This is a genomic window from Pseudomonas sp. IT-P74 (assembly GCF_949768175.1).
Classification (GTDB): Bacteria; Pseudomonadota; Gammaproteobacteria; order Pseudomonadales; family Pseudomonadaceae; genus Aquipseudomonas.
Window position 1 is genome coordinate 31,409 of the sequence record NZ_CATKQD010000006.1, and the last position, 20,911, is coordinate 52,319.

At 59.3% G+C, this 20,911-nt stretch carries 21 protein-coding genes; 6 read left to right on the forward strand and 15 right to left on the reverse strand.

Features of this window, described 5'->3' with window-relative positions; genetic code table 11:
• Positions 1 to 5: 5 nt before the first annotated feature.
• The 5 genes from fkpB to murJ form a co-directional block, all read right to left on the reverse strand.
• Positions 6 to 443, reverse strand: a complete 438-nt coding sequence (gene fkpB / locus ACM6J5_RS05745; protein ID WP_172435403.1) for an FKBP-type peptidyl-prolyl cis-trans isomerase — start codon at positions 441 to 443, stop codon at positions 6 to 8.
• A gap of 7 nt (positions 444 to 450) precedes the next feature.
• Positions 451 to 963, reverse strand: coding sequence for a signal peptidase II (gene lspA / locus ACM6J5_RS05750; RefSeq protein ID WP_095946020.1), 513 nt, complete (start codon positions 961 to 963; stop codon positions 451 to 453).
• Positions 956 to 3,787: an isoleucine--tRNA ligase gene (gene ileS / locus ACM6J5_RS05755; protein WP_150672717.1), complete on the reverse strand. Its 2,832-nt coding sequence runs from the start codon at positions 3,785 to 3,787 to the stop codon at positions 956 to 958. The genes lspA and ileS overlap by 8 nt, the downstream gene beginning before the upstream one ends.
• Before the next feature lie 13 nt (positions 3,788 to 3,800).
• Positions 3,801 to 4,739, reverse strand: a complete 939-nt coding sequence (gene ribF / locus ACM6J5_RS05760; protein WP_172435402.1) for a bifunctional riboflavin kinase/FAD synthetase — start codon at positions 4,737 to 4,739, stop codon at positions 3,801 to 3,803.
• 129 nt (positions 4,740 to 4,868) lie between these two features.
• Positions 4,869 to 6,407, reverse strand: coding sequence for a murein biosynthesis integral membrane protein MurJ (gene murJ / locus ACM6J5_RS05765; protein ID WP_414927992.1), 1,539 nt, complete (start codon positions 6,405 to 6,407; stop codon positions 4,869 to 4,871).
• Positions 6,408 to 6,659: 252 nt separating this feature from the next.
• Here murJ and rpsT point away from each other — a divergent pair, with 252 nt between their 5' ends.
• Positions 6,660 to 6,938 carry a 30S ribosomal protein S20 gene (rpsT, locus tag ACM6J5_RS05770; RefSeq protein ID WP_007970922.1) on the forward strand — a complete coding sequence of 93 codons (279 nt, stop codon included), beginning with the start codon at positions 6,660 to 6,662 and terminating at the stop codon, positions 6,936 to 6,938.
• Between the two features lie 180 nt (positions 6,939 to 7,118).
• Here rpsT and ACM6J5_RS05775 read toward each other — a convergent pair whose 3' ends face one another.
• From ACM6J5_RS05775 to rplU, 5 genes are all read right to left on the reverse strand, one after another.
• A complete protein-coding gene (locus ACM6J5_RS05775; protein ID WP_095946016.1) occupies positions 7,119 to 7,583 on the reverse strand; it encodes a CreA family protein in 465 nt (154 codons plus the stop codon).
• A gap of 12 nt (positions 7,584 to 7,595) precedes the next feature.
• Entirely contained in the window at positions 7,596 to 8,714 is a 1,119-nt protein-coding gene (proB, locus tag ACM6J5_RS05780; protein ID WP_095946015.1) for a glutamate 5-kinase, read from the reverse strand.
• A 137-nt stretch (positions 8,715 to 8,851) separates the two neighbouring features.
• The gene (cgtA, locus tag ACM6J5_RS05785; protein WP_008052064.1) at positions 8,852 to 10,075 is read right to left on the reverse strand and encodes an Obg family GTPase CgtA; all 1,224 of its coding nucleotides are present in this window, start codon (positions 10,073 to 10,075) and stop codon (positions 8,852 to 8,854) included.
• 195 nt (positions 10,076 to 10,270) lie between these two features.
• Positions 10,271 to 10,528, reverse strand: a complete 258-nt coding sequence (gene rpmA / locus ACM6J5_RS05790; protein WP_003281574.1) for a 50S ribosomal protein L27 — start codon at positions 10,526 to 10,528, stop codon at positions 10,271 to 10,273.
• 35 nt (positions 10,529 to 10,563) lie between these two features.
• The gene (gene rplU / locus ACM6J5_RS05795; protein ID WP_007950961.1) at positions 10,564 to 10,878 is read right to left on the reverse strand and encodes a 50S ribosomal protein L21; all 315 of its coding nucleotides are present in this window, start codon (positions 10,876 to 10,878) and stop codon (positions 10,564 to 10,566) included.
• A 239-nt stretch (positions 10,879 to 11,117) separates the two neighbouring features.
• Between rplU and ACM6J5_RS05800 the strand changes: the two genes are divergently transcribed.
• From ACM6J5_RS05800 to ACM6J5_RS05810, 3 genes are all read left to right on the forward strand, one after another.
• Positions 11,118 to 12,086, forward strand: a complete 969-nt coding sequence (locus ACM6J5_RS05800) for a polyprenyl synthetase family protein (RefSeq protein WP_008052062.1) — start codon at positions 11,118 to 11,120, stop codon at positions 12,084 to 12,086.
• A 137-nt stretch (positions 12,087 to 12,223) separates the two neighbouring features.
• Positions 12,224 to 12,565 (forward strand): zinc ribbon domain-containing protein YjdM, encoded by a 342-nt coding sequence (locus tag ACM6J5_RS05805; RefSeq protein ID WP_095946014.1) that lies wholly within the window; start codon positions 12,224 to 12,226, stop codon positions 12,563 to 12,565.
• Between the two features lie 203 nt (positions 12,566 to 12,768).
• Complete coding sequence (locus tag ACM6J5_RS05810; protein WP_150727029.1) at positions 12,769 to 13,026, forward strand: hypothetical protein; 258 nt, start codon at positions 12,769 to 12,771, stop codon at positions 13,024 to 13,026.
• A 131-nt stretch (positions 13,027 to 13,157) separates the two neighbouring features.
• Here ACM6J5_RS05810 and ACM6J5_RS05815 read toward each other — a convergent pair whose 3' ends face one another.
• The 3 genes from ACM6J5_RS05815 to ACM6J5_RS05825 form a co-directional block, all read right to left on the reverse strand.
• Positions 13,158 to 13,775, reverse strand: a complete 618-nt coding sequence (locus tag ACM6J5_RS05815; protein WP_008052058.1) for an FKBP-type peptidyl-prolyl cis-trans isomerase — start codon at positions 13,773 to 13,775, stop codon at positions 13,158 to 13,160.
• Between the two features lie 121 nt (positions 13,776 to 13,896).
• Positions 13,897 to 14,187, reverse strand: a complete 291-nt coding sequence (locus tag ACM6J5_RS05820; protein ID WP_046041769.1) for a DUF6482 family protein — start codon at positions 14,185 to 14,187, stop codon at positions 13,897 to 13,899.
• A 131-nt stretch (positions 14,188 to 14,318) separates the two neighbouring features.
• Positions 14,319 to 14,807 carry a TIGR00645 family protein gene (locus ACM6J5_RS05825; protein ID WP_007970904.1) on the reverse strand — a complete coding sequence of 163 codons (489 nt, stop codon included), beginning with the start codon at positions 14,805 to 14,807 and terminating at the stop codon, positions 14,319 to 14,321.
• Positions 14,808 to 14,977: 170 nt separating this feature from the next.
• On the opposite strand from ACM6J5_RS05825, the gene ACM6J5_RS05830 reads away from it, so the two are divergent.
• Complete coding sequence (locus ACM6J5_RS05830) at positions 14,978 to 16,807, forward strand: hypothetical protein (protein ID WP_414927993.1); 1,830 nt, start codon at positions 14,978 to 14,980, stop codon at positions 16,805 to 16,807.
• Positions 16,808 to 16,813: 6 nt separating this feature from the next.
• Here the strand turns inward: ACM6J5_RS05830 and ACM6J5_RS05835 are convergent, their stop codons facing one another.
• Positions 16,814 to 17,155: a hypothetical protein gene (locus ACM6J5_RS05835; RefSeq protein WP_008052055.1), complete on the reverse strand. Its 342-nt coding sequence runs from the start codon at positions 17,153 to 17,155 to the stop codon at positions 16,814 to 16,816.
• A 323-nt stretch (positions 17,156 to 17,478) separates the two neighbouring features.
• Positions 17,479 to 19,917: a Lon protease family protein gene (locus ACM6J5_RS05840; RefSeq protein ID WP_095942063.1), complete on the reverse strand. Its 2,439-nt coding sequence runs from the start codon at positions 19,915 to 19,917 to the stop codon at positions 17,479 to 17,481.
• A gap of 419 nt (positions 19,918 to 20,336) precedes the next feature.
• Here ACM6J5_RS05840 and ACM6J5_RS05845 point away from each other — a divergent pair, with 419 nt between their 5' ends.
• The gene (locus ACM6J5_RS05845) at positions 20,337 to 20,825 is read left to right on the forward strand and encodes a DUF3015 domain-containing protein (RefSeq protein WP_008052053.1); all 489 of its coding nucleotides are present in this window, start codon (positions 20,337 to 20,339) and stop codon (positions 20,823 to 20,825) included.
• Positions 20,826 to 20,911: the final 86 nt, after the last annotated feature.

Here is a 20,911-nt window from a genome sequence, read left to right on the forward strand (position 1 = left end):
ACAAGTTACAGCGCTTTGACGGAAATGATTTCCACGTCAAAGGTCAACGTCTTGCCCGCCAGCGGGTGGTTGAAGTCGATGGTCACTTGCGCGTCATCGAACTCTTTGACCACGCCCGGCAATTCAGTATTGGCCGCATCGTTGAAGATCACCAGCAAGCCAGGCGACAGTTCCATGTCCTGGAACTGGGAGCGCGGGATGATCTGCACGTTTTGCGGGTTGGGCTGGCCGAAAGCGTTTTCCGGCTCGATGCTCAGCGTCCGCTTGTCACCGGCCTTGAAACCGAACAGCGCGGCTTCGAAGCCTGGCAACAGGTTGCCGTCACCGACCTTGAAGGTCGCCGGGGCCTTGTCGAAGGTGCTGTCCACCGTGTCGCCGTTCTCCAGGCGCAATGCAAAATGCAAGGTGACTTCCGTGTTCTGGCCGATGCGTTGCTCAGCCAATACCTGTTCAGTCATGAACGGTTTCTCCGGTCTTTTTACTTTTGAACATATCCAGTGCCAGCATGATGGCACCGACAGTGATGGCACTGTCGGCAAAGTTGAACGCCGGGAAATACCAGCGGTTCTGCCAATGCACCAGGATGAAATCGATCACATGGCCCAAGGCAATGCGGTCATACAGATTGCCCAGCGCGCCGCCGAGCACCAGTGCCAGCGCAATCGCCAGCCAGGTCTCGTTGCGCCCCAGACGCTTGAGCCACACCACCAGCACCGCACTGACCACGACCGCGATCAACGCAAACAGCCAGCGCTGCCAGCCGGAGCTGTCAGCCAGGAAGCTGAACGCCGCACCCGTGTTGTAAGCCAGGGTCCAGCTGAAGTAATCGGGGATGATTACGATCTGCTGGTACATCTGGAGCTTGCCTTCGAAGTAGAACTTGCTGGCCTGGTCGATGACCAGGACCAGCAAACTCAACCAGAGCCAGCTCAGCCGTCCGAAACGGCCAACGGCATTAGGCATAGTGACGGACCTCGCCAGCGCCGCTGATGTTGTCGACGCAACGGCCGCAGATTTCCGGATGCTCCGGGTTCACGCCGACGTCTTCACGGCAGTGCCAGCAACGGGCGCACTTGGCATGGCTCGACTTGACGATCTTCAGCTTCAGGCCGCTGACTTCGGTGACCACGGCATCGGCCGGCGCCTGCACCAATGGTGCAACACTGGCGGTCGACGTGATCAGTACGAAACGCAGTTCGTTGCTCAACCTGGCCAGGTCGGCGGTCAGCGCATCTTCGGCGAACAGCGTCACTTCGGCCTGCAGATTGCCACCGACAGCCTTGGCTGCGCGCTGGATCTCCATTTCCTTGTTGACCGCGACCTTGACCGCCATGATCCGGTCCCAGTAAGCGCGATCCAGCTCGATGCCTTCCGGCAGTTCGCTCAGGCCTTCGTACCAGGTGTTGAGCATGACGGACTCGTTACGCTCGCCCGGCAGGTATTGCCACAGTTCGTCGGCGGTGAACGCCAGGATCGGCGCGATCCAGCGCACCAGCGCCTCGGAGATGTGGAACAGCGCGGTCTGGCACGAACGGCGGGCCTTGCTGTCGGCGCCAGTGGTGTACTGACGGTCCTTGATGATGTCGAGGTAGAAGCCGCCCAGCTCCTGCACGCAGAAGTTGTGGATCTTCGAGTACACGTTCCAGAAGCGGTATTCGCCGTAGTGCTCTTGCAGCTCGCGTTGCAGCAGCAGGGTGCGATCCACGGCCCAACGGTCCAGAGCCAGCATTTCTTCGGCCGGCAGCAGGTCGGTGGCCGGGTTGAAGCCGGTCAGGTTGGAAAGCAGGAAACGCGCGGTGTTACGGATACGCCGGTAGGCGTCCGCGCTGCGCTGCAGGATCTGCTCGGAAACAGCCATTTCGCCGGAGTAGTCGGTCGAAGCGACCCACAGACGCATGATGTCGGCGCCCAGGGTGTCGTTGACTTTCTGCGGCGCGATCACGTTGCCCAACGACTTGGACATCTTGCGGCCGGACTCGTCCACAGTGAAACCGTGGGTCAGCAGCTCGCGGTACGGCGCGTGGTTGTCGATGGCGCAACCGGTCAGCAGCGACGAGTGGAACCAGCCACGGTGTTGGTCCGAGCCTTCCAGGTACAGGTCGGCGCGCGGGCCGGTTTCGTGGCCCATCGGGTGCGAACCGCGCAGGACGTGCCAGTGCGTGGTGCCCGAATCGAACCAGACGTCCAGGGTGTCGCTGATCTTGTCATACAGCGGGGCTTCATCGCCCAGCAGCTCGGCGGCGTCCAGCTTGAACCAGGCCTCGATGCCCTCACCTTCAACGCGCTTGGCAACTTCTTCCATCAGCTCGACGGTGCGTGGGTGCAGCTCGCCGCTTTCCTTGTTCAGGAAGAACGGGATCGGCACGCCCCAGTTGCGCTGACGGGAAATGCACCAGTCGGGACGGTTGGCGATCATCGAATGCAGGCGCGCCTGGCCCCAGGCCGGAACGAACTGGGTCTCTTCGATGGCTTTGAGCGAGCGCTGACGCAGGGTGTCGCCGGTGGTCGGCTGCTTGTCCATGCCGATGAACCACTGCGCGGTGGCACGGTAGATCAGCGGGGTTTTGTGGCGCCAGCAGTGCATGTAGCTGTGTTCGATGATGGTGGTATGCAGCAGCGCGCCGACTTCGGTCAGCTTGTCGACGATGGCCGGGTTGGCCTTCCAGATGAACTGGCCGCCGAAGAATTCCAGCGAGGTTGCATACACGCCGTTGCTTTGAACCGGATTGAGGATGTCGTCGTTGACCATGCCGTATTTCTTGCAGGTCACGAAGTCGTCCACGCCATAGGCCGGAGCGGAGTGAACCACACCGGTACCGGCGCCCAGTTCAACGTAGTCGGCCAGGTAAACCGGCGACAGACGGTCGTAGAACGGGTGACGGAAGTTGATCAGCTCCAGCGCTTTACCGGTGGTGGTCGCAATGACTGAACCTTCCAGCGAGTAGCGCGCCAGGCACGACTCGACCAGCTCTTCAGCCAGTACCAGCAGCTTGTCGCCGACGTCGACCAGGGCGTAGTTGAATTCCGGGTGGACGTTCAGCGCCTGGTTGGCCGGGATGGTCCACGGGGTGGTGGTCCAGATCACGATCGAAGCAGGCTTGGCCAGGGTTGGCAGTCCGAAGGCGGCAGCCAGTTGGGCTTCATCGGCAATCGGGAACGCCACGTCGATGGTCGAGGACTTCTTGTTCTCGTACTCGACTTCCGCCTCGGCCAGCGCCGAACCACAGTCGAAGCACCAGTTCACAGGCTTCAGGCCCTTGAACACGAAACCGCCCTTGACGATTTCGGCCAAGGCACGGATTTCACCGGCCTCGTTCTTGAAGTCCATGGTCTTGTACGGGTTGGCGAAGTCGCCCAGCACACCGAGGCGAATGAACTCGGACTTCTGCCCTTCGATCTGCTCGGTGGCATAGGCCCGGCACAGTTCGCGGGTCTTGTCCGCGCCCAGGTTCTTGCCGTGGGTTACTTCGACCTTGTGCTCGATCGGCAGGCCGTGGCAGTCCCAGCCAGGAACATAAGGCGCGTCGAAGCCCGACAGGGTCTTCGAACGGATGATCATGTCCTTGAGAATCTTGTTCAGCGCATGACCGATGTGAATCGAGCCGTTGGCGTACGGAGGGCCGTCGTGCAATACGAACTTCGGACGATCCTTGCCAATCTCGCGCAACTTTCCGTACAGGCCAATACTGTCCCAGCGCTGCAGGATCTGCGGTTCGCGCTGTGGCAGGCCGGCCTTCATTGGGAAGGCGGTGTCCGGAAGGTTTAGCGTGGCTTTATAGTCGGTCATTTAAGGCTCTTCATTAGCGATGGGCGCTAGGTGCGGCTAGTGCACGGGCGGCGGCGACATCCGCGTTGATCGCCGTTTTCAACGCCTCCAGAGAGGCGAAACGCTGCTCTTCACGCAGCTTGTGGTGGAAAACCACCGTTAAACGCCGGTCATACAGATCGCCGGCAAAATCTAAAAGATGCACTTCCAGGTGGGCCTTGCCATCACCTTGAACCGTGGGCCGCACGCCGATATTGGCGACGCCGGGCCAGGTCTTGCCGTCGATCTTGACGTCCACCAGGTAAACCCCGGAAAGCGGAACGCGACGGCGCTTGAGTTGTATGTTGGCCGTGGGCGTGCCCAACTGGCGAGCCAGCTTCTGGCCGTGCAGCACCCGCCCGGTAATCTGGAACGGCCGGCCTAGCAGTCGCTCGGCCAAGGCAAAATCAGCTGCGGCCAGGGCATTGCGGACCTGAGTGCTGCTGACGCGAATACCGTCCAGCTCAACGGTTTGCGCTGCCTCGACGGTAAAGCCCTGAACGATGCCGGCCTGTTGCAGGAAATCGAAATCCCCTACGCGGTCGCAGCCGAACCGGAAGTCGTCTCCGACTTCAAGGTGCTGCACGCCAAGGCCATCCACCAGAATGGTATCGACGAACTCACTGGCGCTGAGCTTGCTCAGGCGCTGGTTGAAAGCCAGGCACAGAACACGGTCGACGCCTTCGGCGGCCAACAATTGCAGCTTGTCCCGCAGGCGTGCCAGACGAGCCGGCGCGGTGTCCGGAGCGAAAAACTCCCGCGGCTGCGGCTCGAAAATCACCACGCAGCTGGGCACGCCCAACTCGAGCGCACGCTCACGCAGGCGCGCCAGAATAGCCTGGTGGCCGCGGTGTACACCGTCAAAGTTGCCAATAGTGGCGACACAGCCCCGATGCTGGGGGCGCAGATTGTGGAGGCCTCGAACCAGCTGCATAACGCGCTTCTTGCTCATAAAGTGGTCGATTATAACCACACCCGGCGGCCGACGACAGGCAACACCGTAACCCAAAGTGATCGAGCCGACAAAACCGCCGACTCGCCCGTGTTTATCGAGGCCAGAACCTCAGCCCAGCGTCTTGCGATTGAAGTCGCGCAAACGGAAGCCCATCAACACTAACATGCCGAAATAAGCCACCACACCGGCAACCACCAAGGCACCCAGACGCAGGAAACGCTCAAGCATCTGCCCCTCACCCCAGGCCGGCATGAAATGCATCCCTGCCAGCAACACGCCAGACATCACCCCGACCGCAATCACCAGCTTGAAGCCGAACTTTGCCCAGCCCGGTTGCGGCTGGTACATCTGCTGTTTCCGCAGCTGATAGAAGAGCAACCCTGCATTGAGGCAGGCGCCGGCGCTGATGGCGAGCGCCAGCCCCGCGTGAGCCAGCGGACCGATCAGCATCAGGTTGAACAGCTGGGTGACCACCAGGGTGAAAATCGCGATTTTTACCGGCGTGCGGATGTTTTGTTGCGCATAAAAGCCCGGCGCCAACACTTTGATCACGATAATCCCGAGCAAGCCGACAGAATAAGCGATCAACGCGCGCTGGGTCATGGCCGCGTCATGGGCATCGAACTGGCCGTACTGGAACAGCGAAACCGTCAGCGGCTCGGCCAGAATCCCCAGCGCCAGGGCGCAAGGCAGCACCAGTACGAAGCACAGGCGCAGGCCCCAGTCGAGGATGCGCGAATACTCGTGACGATCCTTGTTGGCGTAGGTCTTGGCCAGGGTCGGCAGCAGAATCGTCCCCAGTGCCACACCCAACACGCCGGACGGCAGCTCCATCAAACGGTCGGCGTAGTACATCCACGACACGGAACCTGCGACCAGGAACGAAGCGAAAATGGTGTTGATGATCAGCGAAATCTGGCTCACCGACACCCCGAGGATCGCCGGCAACATCTGTTTCATCACCCGCCAGACCCCGCTATCACGCAGATTCAGGCGCGGCAGCACCAGCATGCCGATCTTTTTCAGGTGCGGCAGCTGGTAGAGCAACTGCGCCAGCCCGCCCACCAGAACCGCCCAGCCGAGCGCCATTACGGGCGGATCGAAGTACGGTGTCAGGAACAACGCAAAAATAATCATGCTGACGTTGAGCAGCGTCGGCACGAATGCCGGGACCGAAAAACGGTTCCAGGTGTTGAGGATCGCGCCCGCCAGCGACGACAGGGAAATCAGCAATATGTAAGGAAAGGTCACCCGCAACAGGTTGGAAGTGAGCTCGAATTTTTCCGGGGTATCGGTGAAACCCGGCGCCGTCACCCAGATGACCCAGGGTGCGGCCAGCATGCCCAACACCGTGACCAGCGCCAGCACCAGCGTCAGCAGGCCCGAGACGTAGGCGATAAATGTGCGGGTCGCCTCTTCACCCTGCTGGCTTTTGTATTCGGCAAGAATCGGCACGAATGCCTGGGAAAACGCCCCCTCGGCAAAGATCCGCCGCAGCAGATTGGGCAGTTTGAAGGCGATAAAGAAGGCGTCGGTCGCCATTCCCGCGCCAAATGTGCGCGCAATGAGGGTGTCACGAACAAACCCCAGAACCCGGGAAAGCATCGTGATAGAGCTGACGGCGGCCAACGATTTGAGCAGATTCATTGAAAGAGTTTGTGCCTGTCGATAAACAGCAGGCGAACTACGCGCCTACTTATGCGATACTCCGCGCCGCAACAGCACAGAGCCAAAGCTCGCGAGTTTACAGGTCACACGCCGGAAAGAAATATCCCGTCGCGCTACCCCTACCACTTAGCGGAACGTTTCAAGCGCCCTTGACAAGACTTCAACTCATCGGCATGATTCGCGGCCTATTTTGTTTGCTATTTCCTAAAAAGTCTTTCGAGGAGCTCGACGGTGGCCAACTCACCTTCCGCCAAAAAACGTGCAAAACAGGCTGAGAAGCGTCGCAGCCACAACGCCAGCCTGCGTTCCATGGTTCGTACCTACATCAAGAATGTAGTTAAGGCCATCGACGCAAAAGACGCTGCCAAAGCTCAAGCTGCTTACGTTCTGGCTGTGCCAGTTATCGACCGCATGGCCGATAAAGGCATCATCCACAAGAACAAGGCCGCTCGTCATAAGAGCCGCCTGAATGGCCACGTTAAGGCCCTGAACGTTGCCGCTGCTGCCTAAGCGACTCGTTCATTAAAAAACCGACCTCAGGGTCGGTTTTTTATTGCCTGCGATTTAGCGGACACACAAAAACTGTGGGAGCGAGCCTGCTCGCGATGACGGATTAACATTCAGCATTTGTGCTGGCTGGATATCCGCTATCGCGAGCAGGCTCGCTCCCACAGTTTGATTTGCGTGAAATTATTGAGCGTGCGCCCACGGCAAAATCGGAATCGCCGTCACCGCATTTTGCGGACTGCCCTCGATCAAGCGATCGCTGTACACCAGATACACCAGTGTATTGCGCTTCTTGTCGAGGAAGCGCACCACCTGCATGGTCTTGAACACCAGGGACGTGCGCTCCTTGAACACCTCGTCGCCATCCTTGAGCTCACCCTTGAAGCTGATGGGTCCGACCTGCCGGCAAGCGATAGACGCTTCAGCACGATCCTCGGCCAAACCAAGACCACCTTTCACCCCACCGGTCTTGGCGCGCGACAGATAGCAGGTCACACCATCGACCTTGGGATCATCAAAGGCCTCGACCACGATCCGGTCATTTGGCCCGACGAACTTGAACACCGTCGACACCTGACCGATCTCTTCGGCCGACGCCAGCAGCGGCATCACCACCAGCAATCCCAACAATCCTTTTGCCACGCGCATTCAGGTATTCCTTCAGACCAGGATCAGGTTATCGCGGTGAACCAGTTCCGGTTCCGCCATGTAACCCAACAGACCGACAATCGCCTCGGACGACTGACCGATGATTTTTTGCGCCTCCAGCGCACTGTAGTTGGCCAGGCCACGGGCAATCTCGCGACCGTCCGGCGCCACGCACACGACCATTTCGCCGCGACGGAAACTGCCCTGAACCAATTTGACGCCAACCGGCAGCAAACTTTTGTTGCCTTGAGACAACGCCGCCACCGCACCCGCATCCAGCACCAGAGTGCCGCGGGTTTGCAGATGACCGGCCAGCCACTGCTTGCGCGCCGCCAGCATGCCGCGCTCCGGCGACAGCAACGTGCCGATGCGCTCGCCCGCCTTGAGGCGATCCAGCACGCGATCAATGCGCCCGCCAACGATGATGGTATGAGCACCGGAACGCGCAGCAAGTCGCGCAGCACGCAATTTGGTCTGCATGCCACCACGCCCCAGAGCCCCACCGGTGCCGCCCGCCACTGCGTCGAGGGCCGGATCATCGGCACGTGCCTCGTAAATCAGCTGAGCATCCGGATTGTTGCGCGGATCGGCATCGTACATGCCGTCGCGATCCGTGAGGATCACCAGCAAGTCAGCCTCGACCAGGTTGGCCACCAGCGCCGCCAGGGTGTCGTTGTCGCCAAAACGGATTTCGTCGGTGACCACGGTGTCATTCTCGTTGATCACCGGAATGACTTTCAGTTCGACCAGTGCGCGCAAGGTACTGCGAGCATTCAGGTAGCGCTTGCGATCGGACAAGTCGTCGTGAGTCAGGAGAATCTGCGCGGTATGCCGGCCATGCTCGGCAAAGCTCGACTCCCAGGCCTGCACCAACCCCATCTGACCGATTGCGGCGGCAGCCTGAAGTTCGTGCATCGCACTGGGTCGCGAGGTCCAGCCCAAACGGCTCATACCGGCCGCCACCGCCCCGGAGGACACCAACACCAGCTCGACACCCGCCTCATGCAAGGCCACCATCTGCTCAACCCAGACACCCATTGCCGCGCGATCCAGGCCTTTGCCGTCCGCCGTCAGCAAAGCGCTGCCGATCTTCACGACCCAACGCTGCGCACCTGTCACCTTGCTCCGCATCATCTTCAACCTTAGCTTGAGGGCACCGCGACCTGGCACTGCCCGTGACGTTATTCGTGGTTATTCGTGACCAACGATCGATTTCCAGATACCAAAACGCCGCTCGATTGAGCGGCGCTTAAGTTTATCGCAACGAATCAGTCACGCACGTAAATGATTTCCGGACCGTCTTCGTCATCCACATCTTCTTCGTCCCAATCATCGTCACCGATGTCGTGGACCGACTTCACGCCACTGCGACGCAGGGCACGCTTGTCATCCAGCGCCTGCAGTTGCGCGCGGGCCTCGTCTTCGATGCGCTGATCGAGATCGGCCAACTCTTCCTTGTAGGCCGGGTCATTGGCCAGGCGATCAGCACGATCTTCCATGTAACGCATGATGTCGTGGCACAGACGCTCGGTACCGAGCTTGGAGATGGCCGAGATCACGTAGACCGGGCCTGTCCATTCCAGGCGATCAACGATTTCCTTGACGCGAGCATCGTGCTCTTCATCAAGGATCTGGTCGCACTTGTTCAGGACCAGCCAGCGATCACGCTCCGCCAGGGACGGGCTGAACTTGATCAGCTCGTTGACGATCACTTCAGCGGCATCCGGTGCGCTGGCGTCATCCAGCGGCGCCATGTCCACGAGGTGCAGCAGCAGACGCGTACGCGCCAAGTGCTTGAGGAAGCGAATACCCAGACCAGCGCCTTCGGAAGCGCCCTCGATCAGACCCGGAATATCGGCAATGACGAAGCTTTTCCAGCGATCGACACTGACCACACCCAGGTTCGGCACCAGCGTGGTGAACGGGTAGTCGGCAACTTTCGGCTTGGCAGCCGAAACCGAACGGATAAAGGTGCTTTTGCCGGCGTTCGGCAAGCCCAGCAAACCGACGTCAGCCAGTACTTTCATTTCCAGCTTCAGGTCGCGCTGCTCACCCGGCTTGCCCGGAGTGGTCTGGCGCGGCGCACGGTTGGTACTGGATTTGAAACGGGTGTTGCCCAGACCGTGCCAGCCGCCCTGGACCACCATCAATTTCTGACCGGCCTTGGTCAGGTCGCCGATGACTTCCTGAGTCGCGGAGTCGATCACCGTGGTGCCGACCGGAACGCGCAGGATCAGGTCTTCACCCTTCTTGCCGGTGCAGTCGGTGCTGCCGCCGTTGGAGCCACGCTCGGCATCGAAGTGCCGGGTGTAGCGGTAGTCCACCAGGGTGTTGAGGTTTTCGTCGGCCATCATGTAGATGGAACCGCCGTCACCGCCATCACCGCCGTTCGGGCCACCGTTCTCGATAAATTTTTCCCGACGGAAACTCATGGCGCCATTGCCGCCGTCACCAGCCTTTACGCGAATCGATACTTCATCAACAAACTTCATAACAAACGCCTCTCGCCATACGGACGAGCCGAAAAACAATCAAGACATAAGACTCTTGCAAAAATGAGCGCAGCGACCCTAAACCACGACACCTACATCGTACGCCGACAGCCCATACAAACAGCTTTGCAAGAGACTCACCCCACAAACGAAAAAGCCCCGTCGCGAGACAGGGCTTTTCCAGCGATCGCGCAATTAAGCTGCGACTACGCTCACGTAACGACGACCGAAGGCGCCTTTTACTTCGAACTTGATCACGCCTTCGACTTTAGCGAAGAGGGTGTGATCTTTACCCATGCCAACGCCGTAGCCAGCGTGGAATTGGGTGCCGCGCTGACGCACGATGATGTTGCCTGCTTTGATAGCCTGGCCGCCATACATCTTCACGCCAAGGCGTTTGGCTTCTGAGTCGCGACCGTTACGGGTACTACCACCAGCTTTTTTGTGTGCCATGAGTTCAATTCTCCTAGTGAGGAATTAGGCTGTAATTAAGCCTGAATACCGGTGATTTTGATCTCGGTGTACCACTGGCGGTGGCCCATACGCTTCATGTGGTGCTTACGGCGACGGAACTTGATGATGCGGACTTTATCGTGACGACCTTGGGAGATCACTTCAGCCACAACGGTAGCGCCAGCAACAACTGGAGCGCCGATATTCACGTCGTCACCGTTGGCAACCAACAGAACGCGATCAAAGGTAACGGATTCGCCGGTAGCGACTTCCAGTTTTTCGATCTTCAGGTATTCACCTGGGGCGACTTTGTACTGCTTGCCGCCAGTAACGATTACTGCATAAGACATGGTATTTCTCCGATAATCCTGCTCACCCAGCTCTTTATAAGAAGAGGTATTGGCTGGCATGGCTGCATGGGGCTGGAGGCCCGCTTGCAATTGCGTAAGGCAGGTGCTGCCCAGGAAGTTCAGGGTGCGCGATTGTACGCAAGGCACGAGCGCCTTGCAAGGGGCCGTCCATCGCGCCTTGACACCTGCAAGCGTGGGTCCTAGCATGCCGCGCAACCCTTCTGGAGCGACTGTCGCTGATGCAACCCCAAGCTTTCTACCGCGCGGTGGCGGACGATTTTAGCGCCGTCGACGGCATCATCAAGAAGCAGCTGACTTCTCGAGTGCCGCTGGTATCGAAAATCGGCGATTACATTACCTCGGCCGGCGGCAAACGCCTGCGTCCTTTATTAGTGTTGCTGTGTGGCAAGGCCCTGGGGCGCGAAGGCGACGAATTGCGTCTGCTGGCCGCCACCATCGAGTTCCTGCACACCGCTACCCTGCTGCATGACGACGTGGTCGACATGTCCGGCATGCGCCGTGGCCGCTCGACCGCCAACGCCATGTGGGGCAACGCGCCAAGCGTACTGGTCGGCGACTTCCTGTATTCGCGCTCATTTGAAATGATGGTCGAACTGGGCTCGATGCCGGTGATGAAGATCCTTTCGCAAGCCACGCGCATCATCGCCGAGGGCGAAGTGTTGCAGCTGTCGAAGGTTCGTGACGCCAGCACCACCGAAGAAACCTACATGGAAGTCATCCGCGGCAAGACCGCGATGCTCTTCGAAGCCTCGACCCACAGCGCCGCCGCCCTGTGCCAGGCCTCGCCGGAACAGGCCGAAGCCTTGCGTACTTTCGGTGATCACCTGGGCGTGGCCTTCCAGTTGGTCGACGACCTGCTCGACTACAAAGGCGACGCCGAAACCCTGGGCAAGAACGTCGGTGACGACCTGGCCGAAGGCAAGCCGACCCTGCCGCTGATCTACACCATGCGCGAAGGTACGCCGGAACAGGCCGCCCTGGTGCGCAAGGCGATCCAGAAAGGCGGAATCGAAGACCTGGAAAGCATCCGCGAAGCCGTGGAAGCCTCGGGCTCGCTGGAGTACACCGCGCAACTGGCCCGAGATTACGTGGCCCGCGCAATCAAGTGCCTCGAAGCGCTGCCTGCCAGCGAATACCGCGATGCGCTGGTTGAACTGAGTGAGTTCGCGGTAGCCCGCACGCACTGACAGCACTGCAAAACCCTGTGGGAGCGAGCTTGCTCCCACAGGTTTGTTCCCCACAGGTTTATCTGCGTTGTGCCCTCTCCCGCCTAAAACCCTATACAATGTGCGCTTTTTAGCGATCCTGAATCCAAGGAGCCTTAGTGAGCACGTTGCCACCCTGCCCAAAATGCAATTCCGAATACACCTATGAAGACGGCGCGCAGCTGATCTGCCCCGAGTGCGCCCACGAATGGTCCGCCAGCGGCGAAACCGAAGCAGTGTCCGATGACGCCGTGAAAAAGGATTCGGTCGGCAACGTACTGCAGGACGGAGACACCATCACCGTGATCAAGGACCTCAAGGTCAAGGGCACGTCTTTGGTGGTCAAGGTCGGCACCAAGGTCAAGAACATCCGCCTGTGCGATGGCGATCACGACATCGATTGCAAGATCGACGGCATCGGCCCGATGAAGCTCAAGTCCGAGTTCGTCAGAAAAGTCTGAGCCTGCTGTTATCCATCCCGCGCCCGGCGTGGGATGGCGCCTCACCCTCCCCGCATCACCCAGTAAATTCTCGCAATAGCCAAACGCCAGTCGATTTGACCTGACGCAATCTTTACCCGAAAAACAACGCAAACAACCAATAGACCCTTGCTATTTGATTAATAAGAATTATTCTCATCAAACCTTCAATGGAGATGAGAACCATGACTTATTTGATCGATGCCTGGCTGGACCGCCCACACCCTTACCTTCGGATCCTGCATCGGGAAACCGGGGAAGTCTGTGCGGTGCTTGAAGAAGAAGCCTTGAGCGAACTGCAGGACCAGGGTGATCTTGACCTCAATGGCCTGAGTTCCAGCGAGCCGGTGGTGCTCAAGGAACTGGTGCGTAATCTGTTTCTGTTCTGCTATGCCCGGGCGTTGCGCCCGACGAGTGAATTGCACAACAAGATCGAACTATGAGCGACACCCAAAAAACTGTGGGAGCCAGCCTGCTGGCGATGGTATCAACGCGGTCTTGAAGAAAAAACCGGTCGCCCCTATCGCCAGCAGGCTGGCTCCCACATCAGCCTGTCATGCAGACAGGCCGGGTATTACAGAACGTCGAGCAACTCGACGTCGAATACCAGTACGCTGTGCGGCGGGATGCTGCCAACGCCTTGAGCGCCGTAAGCCAGTTCGCTCGGCACGTACAGACGCCATTTGCTGCCGGCGTTCATCAGTTGCAGGGCTTCGGTCCAGCCGGCGATCACGCCGCCAACCGGGAATTCCGCAGGCTCGCCGCGCTCGTAGGAGCTGTCGAACACAGTGCCGTCGATCAGAGTGCCGTGGTAGTGAGTACGCACGGAGTCTTCACGGGATGGCTTGGCGCCTTCGCCAGCGGTCAGGACTTCGAACTGCAGGCCGGAAGCCAGAGTGGTGATGCCGTCACGCTTGGCGTTTTCAGCCAGGAAGGCCAGGCCTTCGCCAGCAGCCGCTTCAGCCTTGGCTGCAGCTTCGGCCTGCATGATTTCACGGATGACTTTGAAGCTGGCGGACATTTCTTCCTGACCCACACGGCTTGGCTTGCCGGCGAATGCGTCGGTCAGACCTGCCAGGATCGCGTCCAGGCTTACGCCCGGTGGCGGGTTGTCGCGCAGTTGGTCGCCCAGCTGACGGCCAATACCGTAGCTGACGCGGGTTTCGTCGGTGGACAGATTTACTTCGGACATGACACTGCTCCGCTGTGCGGACGGCTCGGGAACTTGCCATGCGTGCACAGCGCGTCCCGGAGCGCCCGGAACCAAAAGGGCCAGCAGACTAGCACAGATGTCATGCCATTGATGAGGGACCTCAGGCGATCGGCACCTTCAGGTTTTCCTCCACATCGGCAACCAGACCGCACATTTCGTCATGCACGACCGTGTGCACGAGGTTGAAGTGCAACTTGGGAAAGGAGCGCAGCACATCACGGGCATGCTCCACCGAACGCAGGCTCATCATATGCCCGTGCGTATCGCTCAAGGGATACGCCGTGCCGTGCATCCGCGCCTCCAGCAGATAGATGCCGCCCTCCATCGAGATCAGGTTCAGCTCATCGACCTTCCCGGCGACGGCATACGCATTCAACTCTTGCAGGTTCATGAGCGCACCTCACGCAGTAACGAGCCTCTTTACAGGGATAGGCTTCGGCGCATCAAAGCACAAGCCACAAACGACGCCGCCCGTCTGTTTTGCAACAGACGGGCGGCGTGTTTCATGGGGCCGGCAATGGATCAGTGCTTGGTGACTTTATCCAGGTAACCCATGGCAAATGCCGAGACCACGAAGGTCATGTGGATGATCACGTACCACTGCAAATGTTCAGGATCGACGTTCTTGGCGTCCATGAAGATGCGCAGCAGGTGAATGGACGAGATCGCCACGATCGATGCGGCTACCTTCATCTTCAGCGACGAAGAGTCCATGGTGCCCAGCCAGTTGAGCTTTTCCTTGCTGTCGTCGATGTCCAGTTGCGAGACGAAGTTCTCGTAGCCGGAAATCATCACCATCACCAGCAGACCGCCCACCAGGGCCATGTCGATCAGAGACAGCAGTACCAGGATCAAGTCCGATTCGGCCATCGAAAACACGTTCGGGATGACGTGGAAGACTTCCTGAAAGAATTTCAGTGCCAGCGCCAACAGCCCGAGAGACAGACCGAAATAGATCGGCGCCAACAGCCAGCGCGAGGCGTACATTGCATTTTCGATAAAGCGTTCCATTGAATCTCACATGTTGGGCTGAAAACGGCGCGAGTATACCAGCCACCCGTCTATAGCCAGAAGCTGCCAGAAACCGTCGAAAAATCCATCACCTGCGCCGGTGTATCAAAGTTTTTCTGCTAGTGTCCAAATCATTGGCTGCTCAGTGATGTCGGACAGGAAGACTGGAAATGGATGTGCGATTGCCTTTGACGAGTGCCGGAATTTGCCTGGCGCTGCTGCTGAGCGGCTGCTCGCCCAGCGACGAAAAACGCCAGGTCAGTCTCGAAGAAAAAACCGCGCAGTTCGAAAAGTCGCTGGACGCCATCCAGGATCCGAAACTCAAGGATGCCGTGTCGGAGCTGGGCGGCTCACTGCTGCTGCTCGAACGCGCGCAACTCAAGCTCGACAGCAAGCCGGTGGAAACCGAATACGGCGAAGACGCCCTCGCCATGCTCAAGCACTACCCGAGCCCGCAGGCCTTGGTCGACACCTACATCAACGGGTTATTCGTGTTGCAAAAGGACTCCGGTTCCGACTACCTGACCGATTTGCAGCCAGTGTTCCCTTTCACTTTCAGCGTTCCTGCCGCTTTTTTGTTTCCCCATGGCCTGGAATGGCAGTCGGTCACGCTAAGCAACAAACGGGTGATCCCCTTCCAGCCGGAGTGGTCGGAAACCGACCCCGGCATTCAGCTCAGCCCATCGAGCTCCAACCTGACCAACCCCGATGACCTGACCGTGGCCTACCCCTTCATCGAAGGCCTCGACATCGACAGGACGCAGCAACCGCAACCGGTAAGCCTGCAAGGCAAAGTCGAAGTCATCGCGCCACGCCGTCTCTACAGCTTCGACCTGACGAAAAAGGACGTAGGCCAGACCCGCACCAATGACAACCTGAGCGTCACCCTGCTCTCATTGACGAACAACTACGCGGAAATCGAATACAACAACAGCGCGCCACTGGCCCCCGAGCTCAGTGAAACGCCGCTCAACCCGCTGATCGTCCAGGCCAGGGACAGCACCGGGCAACTCATTGCGCGCGCCGGCTCAATCAACGAAACCTCGGTACAAATTGCCTTCTATCAGCAACAGCTGGCCAAGATGCAGCAGCAAAAAAGCTGGAGCGAGGCCCTGGAAAAACAACTCGACGAAGAACAACGCAACTTTGAGAAACAGCAGGCTCGGCATTATTCGAAGGTGTACTTCAACGGGACGATCGAAACCCTCGAAGTCAGCCTGCTGGATTTTTCCGCCGTCACGGTCACCCGAAAGGACCTCGACCTGCCGATCCGGCGCTTCGATGCCAATACCACGGACAAGTCCATCCAGCCCTTGAACCTGTCCGTGGTGGTCTATGACGACCAGGCGGCGGGCTGGCTGAAAGGGGCAACGCTGAGCGAGGATCAGCTGAAAAAGAACGTCAGCATCAGTCAGTCGGTCGACGACCCCAGCGCTGCGCGAATCGAATTCACTCACCTGCGCACCTTCAACGATGAACTGCTCGGCACATCGTTCAACCCCGGTGAAAGTCCGGTGAGCTTCTTTACCGAAGACACGCTTGGCAAACGCGACGAGCCGATCGAACTGCCGTCCGAGGCGTACCAGATCGATCCCCTGCGCGGCATCATCACTTACGACCTGAATCTGTTTCCGCAAACCCCGGCCTATGCGGTGGGCTCGATGCCGCTGTTCCTGGCCACGGTCGACAAGCAAACCGTCGAAGCCCGTCAACTGCCCAAGGGCCTCGCGCTCAAAGACAATGCACTGGTGGTGGACCTGAAGGCATTTCCCGCCCAGGACTGGCGCTTTTTCGCCAAGGACGACAGCGGGAATTACTTGAAGGAGATTCTATCGGTCAGCCATGGCGCGAGCGCACAGGGTCCGGCGCAGTTTGCCGTGCATTACTTCTACGGGCAGCCTACGCGCCTGGAAACCTACCAGCGCACTGACCTCGCCACCGTGCAATATGGTTTCGAAGTCAAACTCGACAAGGCCGACATGACACGCCTTGATCAATAGTGCCACTCAGTGCTCGGGGTGGAACTCGAAGCCGCCCATGTTCCGGCAGCGACCGCCGTTGATTTCCCGCAGTTGCGCTTGCAGATGCAGGCACCAGATTTGCGGATCGTCGGCCAACTCGTAGCCATGCAGGGTCAGGCTTTCAACGATGGTGTCGAGGATTGATTCAGCGACGAACGGACCATGAAACGGGCCTTGGGCCTTGATGGCCGAAGGTTGTTCACCGGCCATTCCGGCGGCGAACAGCAGAGTCCACATGCCCGTATCTCCCGCCAATGGACGGATGGCACATTCGATACGGGTCACAAGGCCCAGGCATTGACGGGTGAGGCAGAGGTTGCGCGACATGGCGGCGACCCTCGGTAGATCCGGTATTCAGCCCCCATGGGAAGGCTGTTTCGATCCTGTGATTACTGTCGACATCCTTGAGCAGAGAATAGAAGAAAAGTCTGGCTTGCAGACCGGAGCAGGACCGAAAGGCGCCGAATGGTCATAGTGTGAATATTGACGTCATTTCGACGACACTTTTCCAGTAATCCATACATAAAAATGTGGGAGCGAGCCTGCTCGCGAAAGCGGACCGTCATTCAACACATGGGTTGAATGTCAGTCCCTCATCGCGAGCAGGCTCGCTCCCACAGTAGAGCGGTGTGAGTTAGCTCAAGTGTGCATCAAGCCGGTTTGGTTTCCGCCAATGCCTCTTGCGCCAACTCCTTCTCGGCTTCCTTCAGATCATCTTCGCTGATCATTTCCGCGATAACCCGCAGACGCTCCACGACCCGCGCGTTCACGCTGCCTTCAGGGAACTCGCCATTCTCGTCCGGCTCGCCGGCCGGCTCACCGACCAACAAGCTCAAGGCTTCGTCGGCCTGACGGACCGCGTAGACATGGAACTGCCCCGCACGCACAGCCGCCAGCACCTTCTCGTCAAGCATCAGCGTGGCGACGTTGGCATGAGGAATGATTGCTCCCTGCTCACCGGTCAACCCGCGGGCTTCGCACAGCCGGAAGAAGCCCTCGATCTTCTCGTTGACCCCGCCGACCGCCTGCACTTCGCCGAACTGGTTGATGGAACCTGTGATGGCAAAGCACTGCTTGAGCGGGGTTTTCGACAAGGCCGAAATCAGGGTGCAAGCCTCGCCAAGGGAAGCACTGTCGCCATCGACATAACCGTAGGATTGCTCCAGGGCGATGCTCGCGGAAATCGCCAGGGGAAACTCCTGGGCGTAGCGGCTGCCCAGATAACCGGTAAGGATCATCACGCCTTTGGAGTGGATTGGCTGGCCGAGGTTGACCTCGCGCTCGATATCGACGATACCGCTGCCACCCGGGTACACCGTGGCGGAAATCCGCGCCGGCACACCGAAAGCCGAGTCGCCGACTTCCAGCACGGTCAAGCCGTTGCACTTGCCGACCGCTGCGCCAGCGGTGTCGATCAGGATGATCCCGGCCAGCATGTCGTCGAGAATCCGCGCCGACACCCGCCCGGTCCGCGTGGCCTTGGCCTTGAGCGCGCGCTCGATGTGCCCCGCGTCGGTCATTTCATCGCCAGCCAGGTGACGAATGAAATCCGCCTCGCTGACCAGCTGGAACAAATCACCGATACGCGCCGACAAGCGCCCCTGGTGCTCCGCCAGACGCGCACTATAGGTCGCCAGGCGTGCCACCGCATCGGCGGTCAGAGGTGCCATGCCTTCTTCGGAAGTGCGGGTCTTGAGCAACTGGGCGAACTGCTCCAGGCTCTCGTCGACCATCGGGATGTCTTCGTCGAAATCCACCAGGACGCGGAACATCTCCTGGAAGTCCGGATCGAGGTCTTGCAGCGTGTAATACAGCTGACGGGCCCCGATGATGACGACCTTGACCTGCAACGGAATGTGTTGCGGGGTCAGGGTGACGGTGGCCAGACGACCCAGCTCACCGAGTGGCGATTCCATTTTCAGCTTGCGCGATTGCAGGGCTCGTTTCAGCGCATCCCACACGAATGGCTCGCTGAGCATTTTGTCCGCTTCAAGGATCAGGAAACCGCCGTTGGCCCGGTGCAAGGCACCCGGCCGCAGTTGGCGATAGGTGGTGTACAGCGCGCCCTGATCGGTGCTGTATTCGATGCGCCCGAAAAGGTTTTCGTAGGTCGGGTGCGGCTCGAACACCACCGGCGCACCGCCGCTGGCCGAGTGACCGACCACCAGGCTCGGCGCGTATTGTTCTTCCAGCAATTTGCGGGCGACTGCGTCGGTCTTGCTGTCATCTACCAACTGCTCGACCACGGTCTTGAGCAAGTACACCTGCATCGCTTGCAGATAACCGCATACCGCCGCGTTCTCGGCGTACTTCTCCGACAATGGCGACAACAATGGCTGCAAGGCCAGGGTGATGGTTTCTTCGTTCAGATGACGCAGCTGATTGCTCGACTCGCGCTTCCATTGTGGCAGGCTGGCGAGTTCTTCGTTCAGGCGCTCCTCCAGTGCCGAAATATCCTCGTGAAAGCGGTCGCGCTCGGCTTCCGGCAACTGGGCAAACTCAGCTTCGTCCAACGCCTTGCCGTCGCCCATTGGGGTGAAGGCGATATTGCTGGCGTCGCGGTACAGCGCGACGTCCTTTTCCAGGGCCAGACGCTCGATGACGTCCAGGGCCTTGTCGTAGCGCTGGTTGAAGGCGCGGTCGATGCCGCTTTTCTTCTGCTGGTAGGACGGATGCTCGAAGACTGCCGGAAATGTCGCCAGCAGGTTGTCGATCAACACGTTGATATCACCAATGAAGTTACCGGCAGTGCCCGACGGCAACTCCAGGGCACGTGGTTCGCGCGGTTCATCGAAGTTGTTGACGTAGACCCAGTCCGCCGGGGTCTGCAGGCGCTTGCCTTCGGCCTTGAGGTAGCGTTTGACGAACGAGAACCGGCCAGTGCCGGGCTCGCCCATGACGAATACGTTGTAACCGGGGCGTGGCATGGCCACACCGAACTGCAAGGCTTCGACCGCGCGTTCCTGGCCAAGCACACCGCGAAAGGGCTCCAGATCATTGGTGGTAGAGAAGCTGAACTGTTCAGCGGAAAACGGACGGGTCAGCGCTTCGGGCGCTAGACGCAAGCTGGCAGCAACAGGATCAGGCATCGGGCTTCCTTACAATCAGGCGGGGCAGATGGCAGCATTCTGGCGCTGCCCATGCCCGACTGGCAAGGAGCGCCGCAGGCCTGAGCATCGTCAATCGGCCAACCCCAGGCGGGCCGGGCTTGCGCCGGTGTTTCCCATGAATGTTTTGCAAAAAATCACGGAACCCCGTGATCGCGCCTAAACTCCAAACTGCGCGGCTGGGCTAATGCCCGGCCCACTGGCACCGGAAGGGTCTGCAGGAAAACTCGCCGAGCGGCGATCAGGCAAGGCGAAAGCAGGCGAGGAAGCGGAGTGTAGGGACCTACATGAGCATTCCGAGCCTGCTTTCAACGCAGTATGATCGTCGCGCAGGCAGTTTGCGTGCAGAGCTGGGGCCAGAATCCCTTGTCTATTGGTATGCACACAAAGAGAACAAAGCTATGAAACGGATTCTTCTTGGTACTCTCTTCACCGCTGTATCCATCAATGCCATGGCGCAAGCGCCAGGCGGCCCGGATTGCGGTTGGGGCAACATGCTGTTCGAAGGCCAGCGTGGTACTCCGGCTCACTTCCTGGCATCCACCACCAACGGCACCTCCGGCAACGCAACCTTCGGCATGACCTCCGGCACCAACGGTTGCGCAACCAATTCGGCGCTGACCTATGGCGGCAAATCCTGGTTTGCCATGAATGGCATGATGAACGAACTGTCCGAAGACATGGCCAAGGGGCAGGGCGAAGCGCTGACCACCTATGCCGTGGTACTGGGCGTGGCACCGGAAGACCGTGCGCACTTCGCCGCCGTCACTCACGAGCACTTCCAGCAGATCTTCAGCAAAGCTGACGTGACCGCAGAAGACGTGCATACCAATACCCTGGCCGTGCTCAAAGCCGACCCTCGTCTGGCCAAGTACGCGACTCAAGCTTAAGCTCGACCCGCCCCCGCTTCTTTCGGGAAGCGGGTTTTATTTTTTGGACCTGCCCCTCTTTGGGTGATGCCTGCGTACTGTAGGAG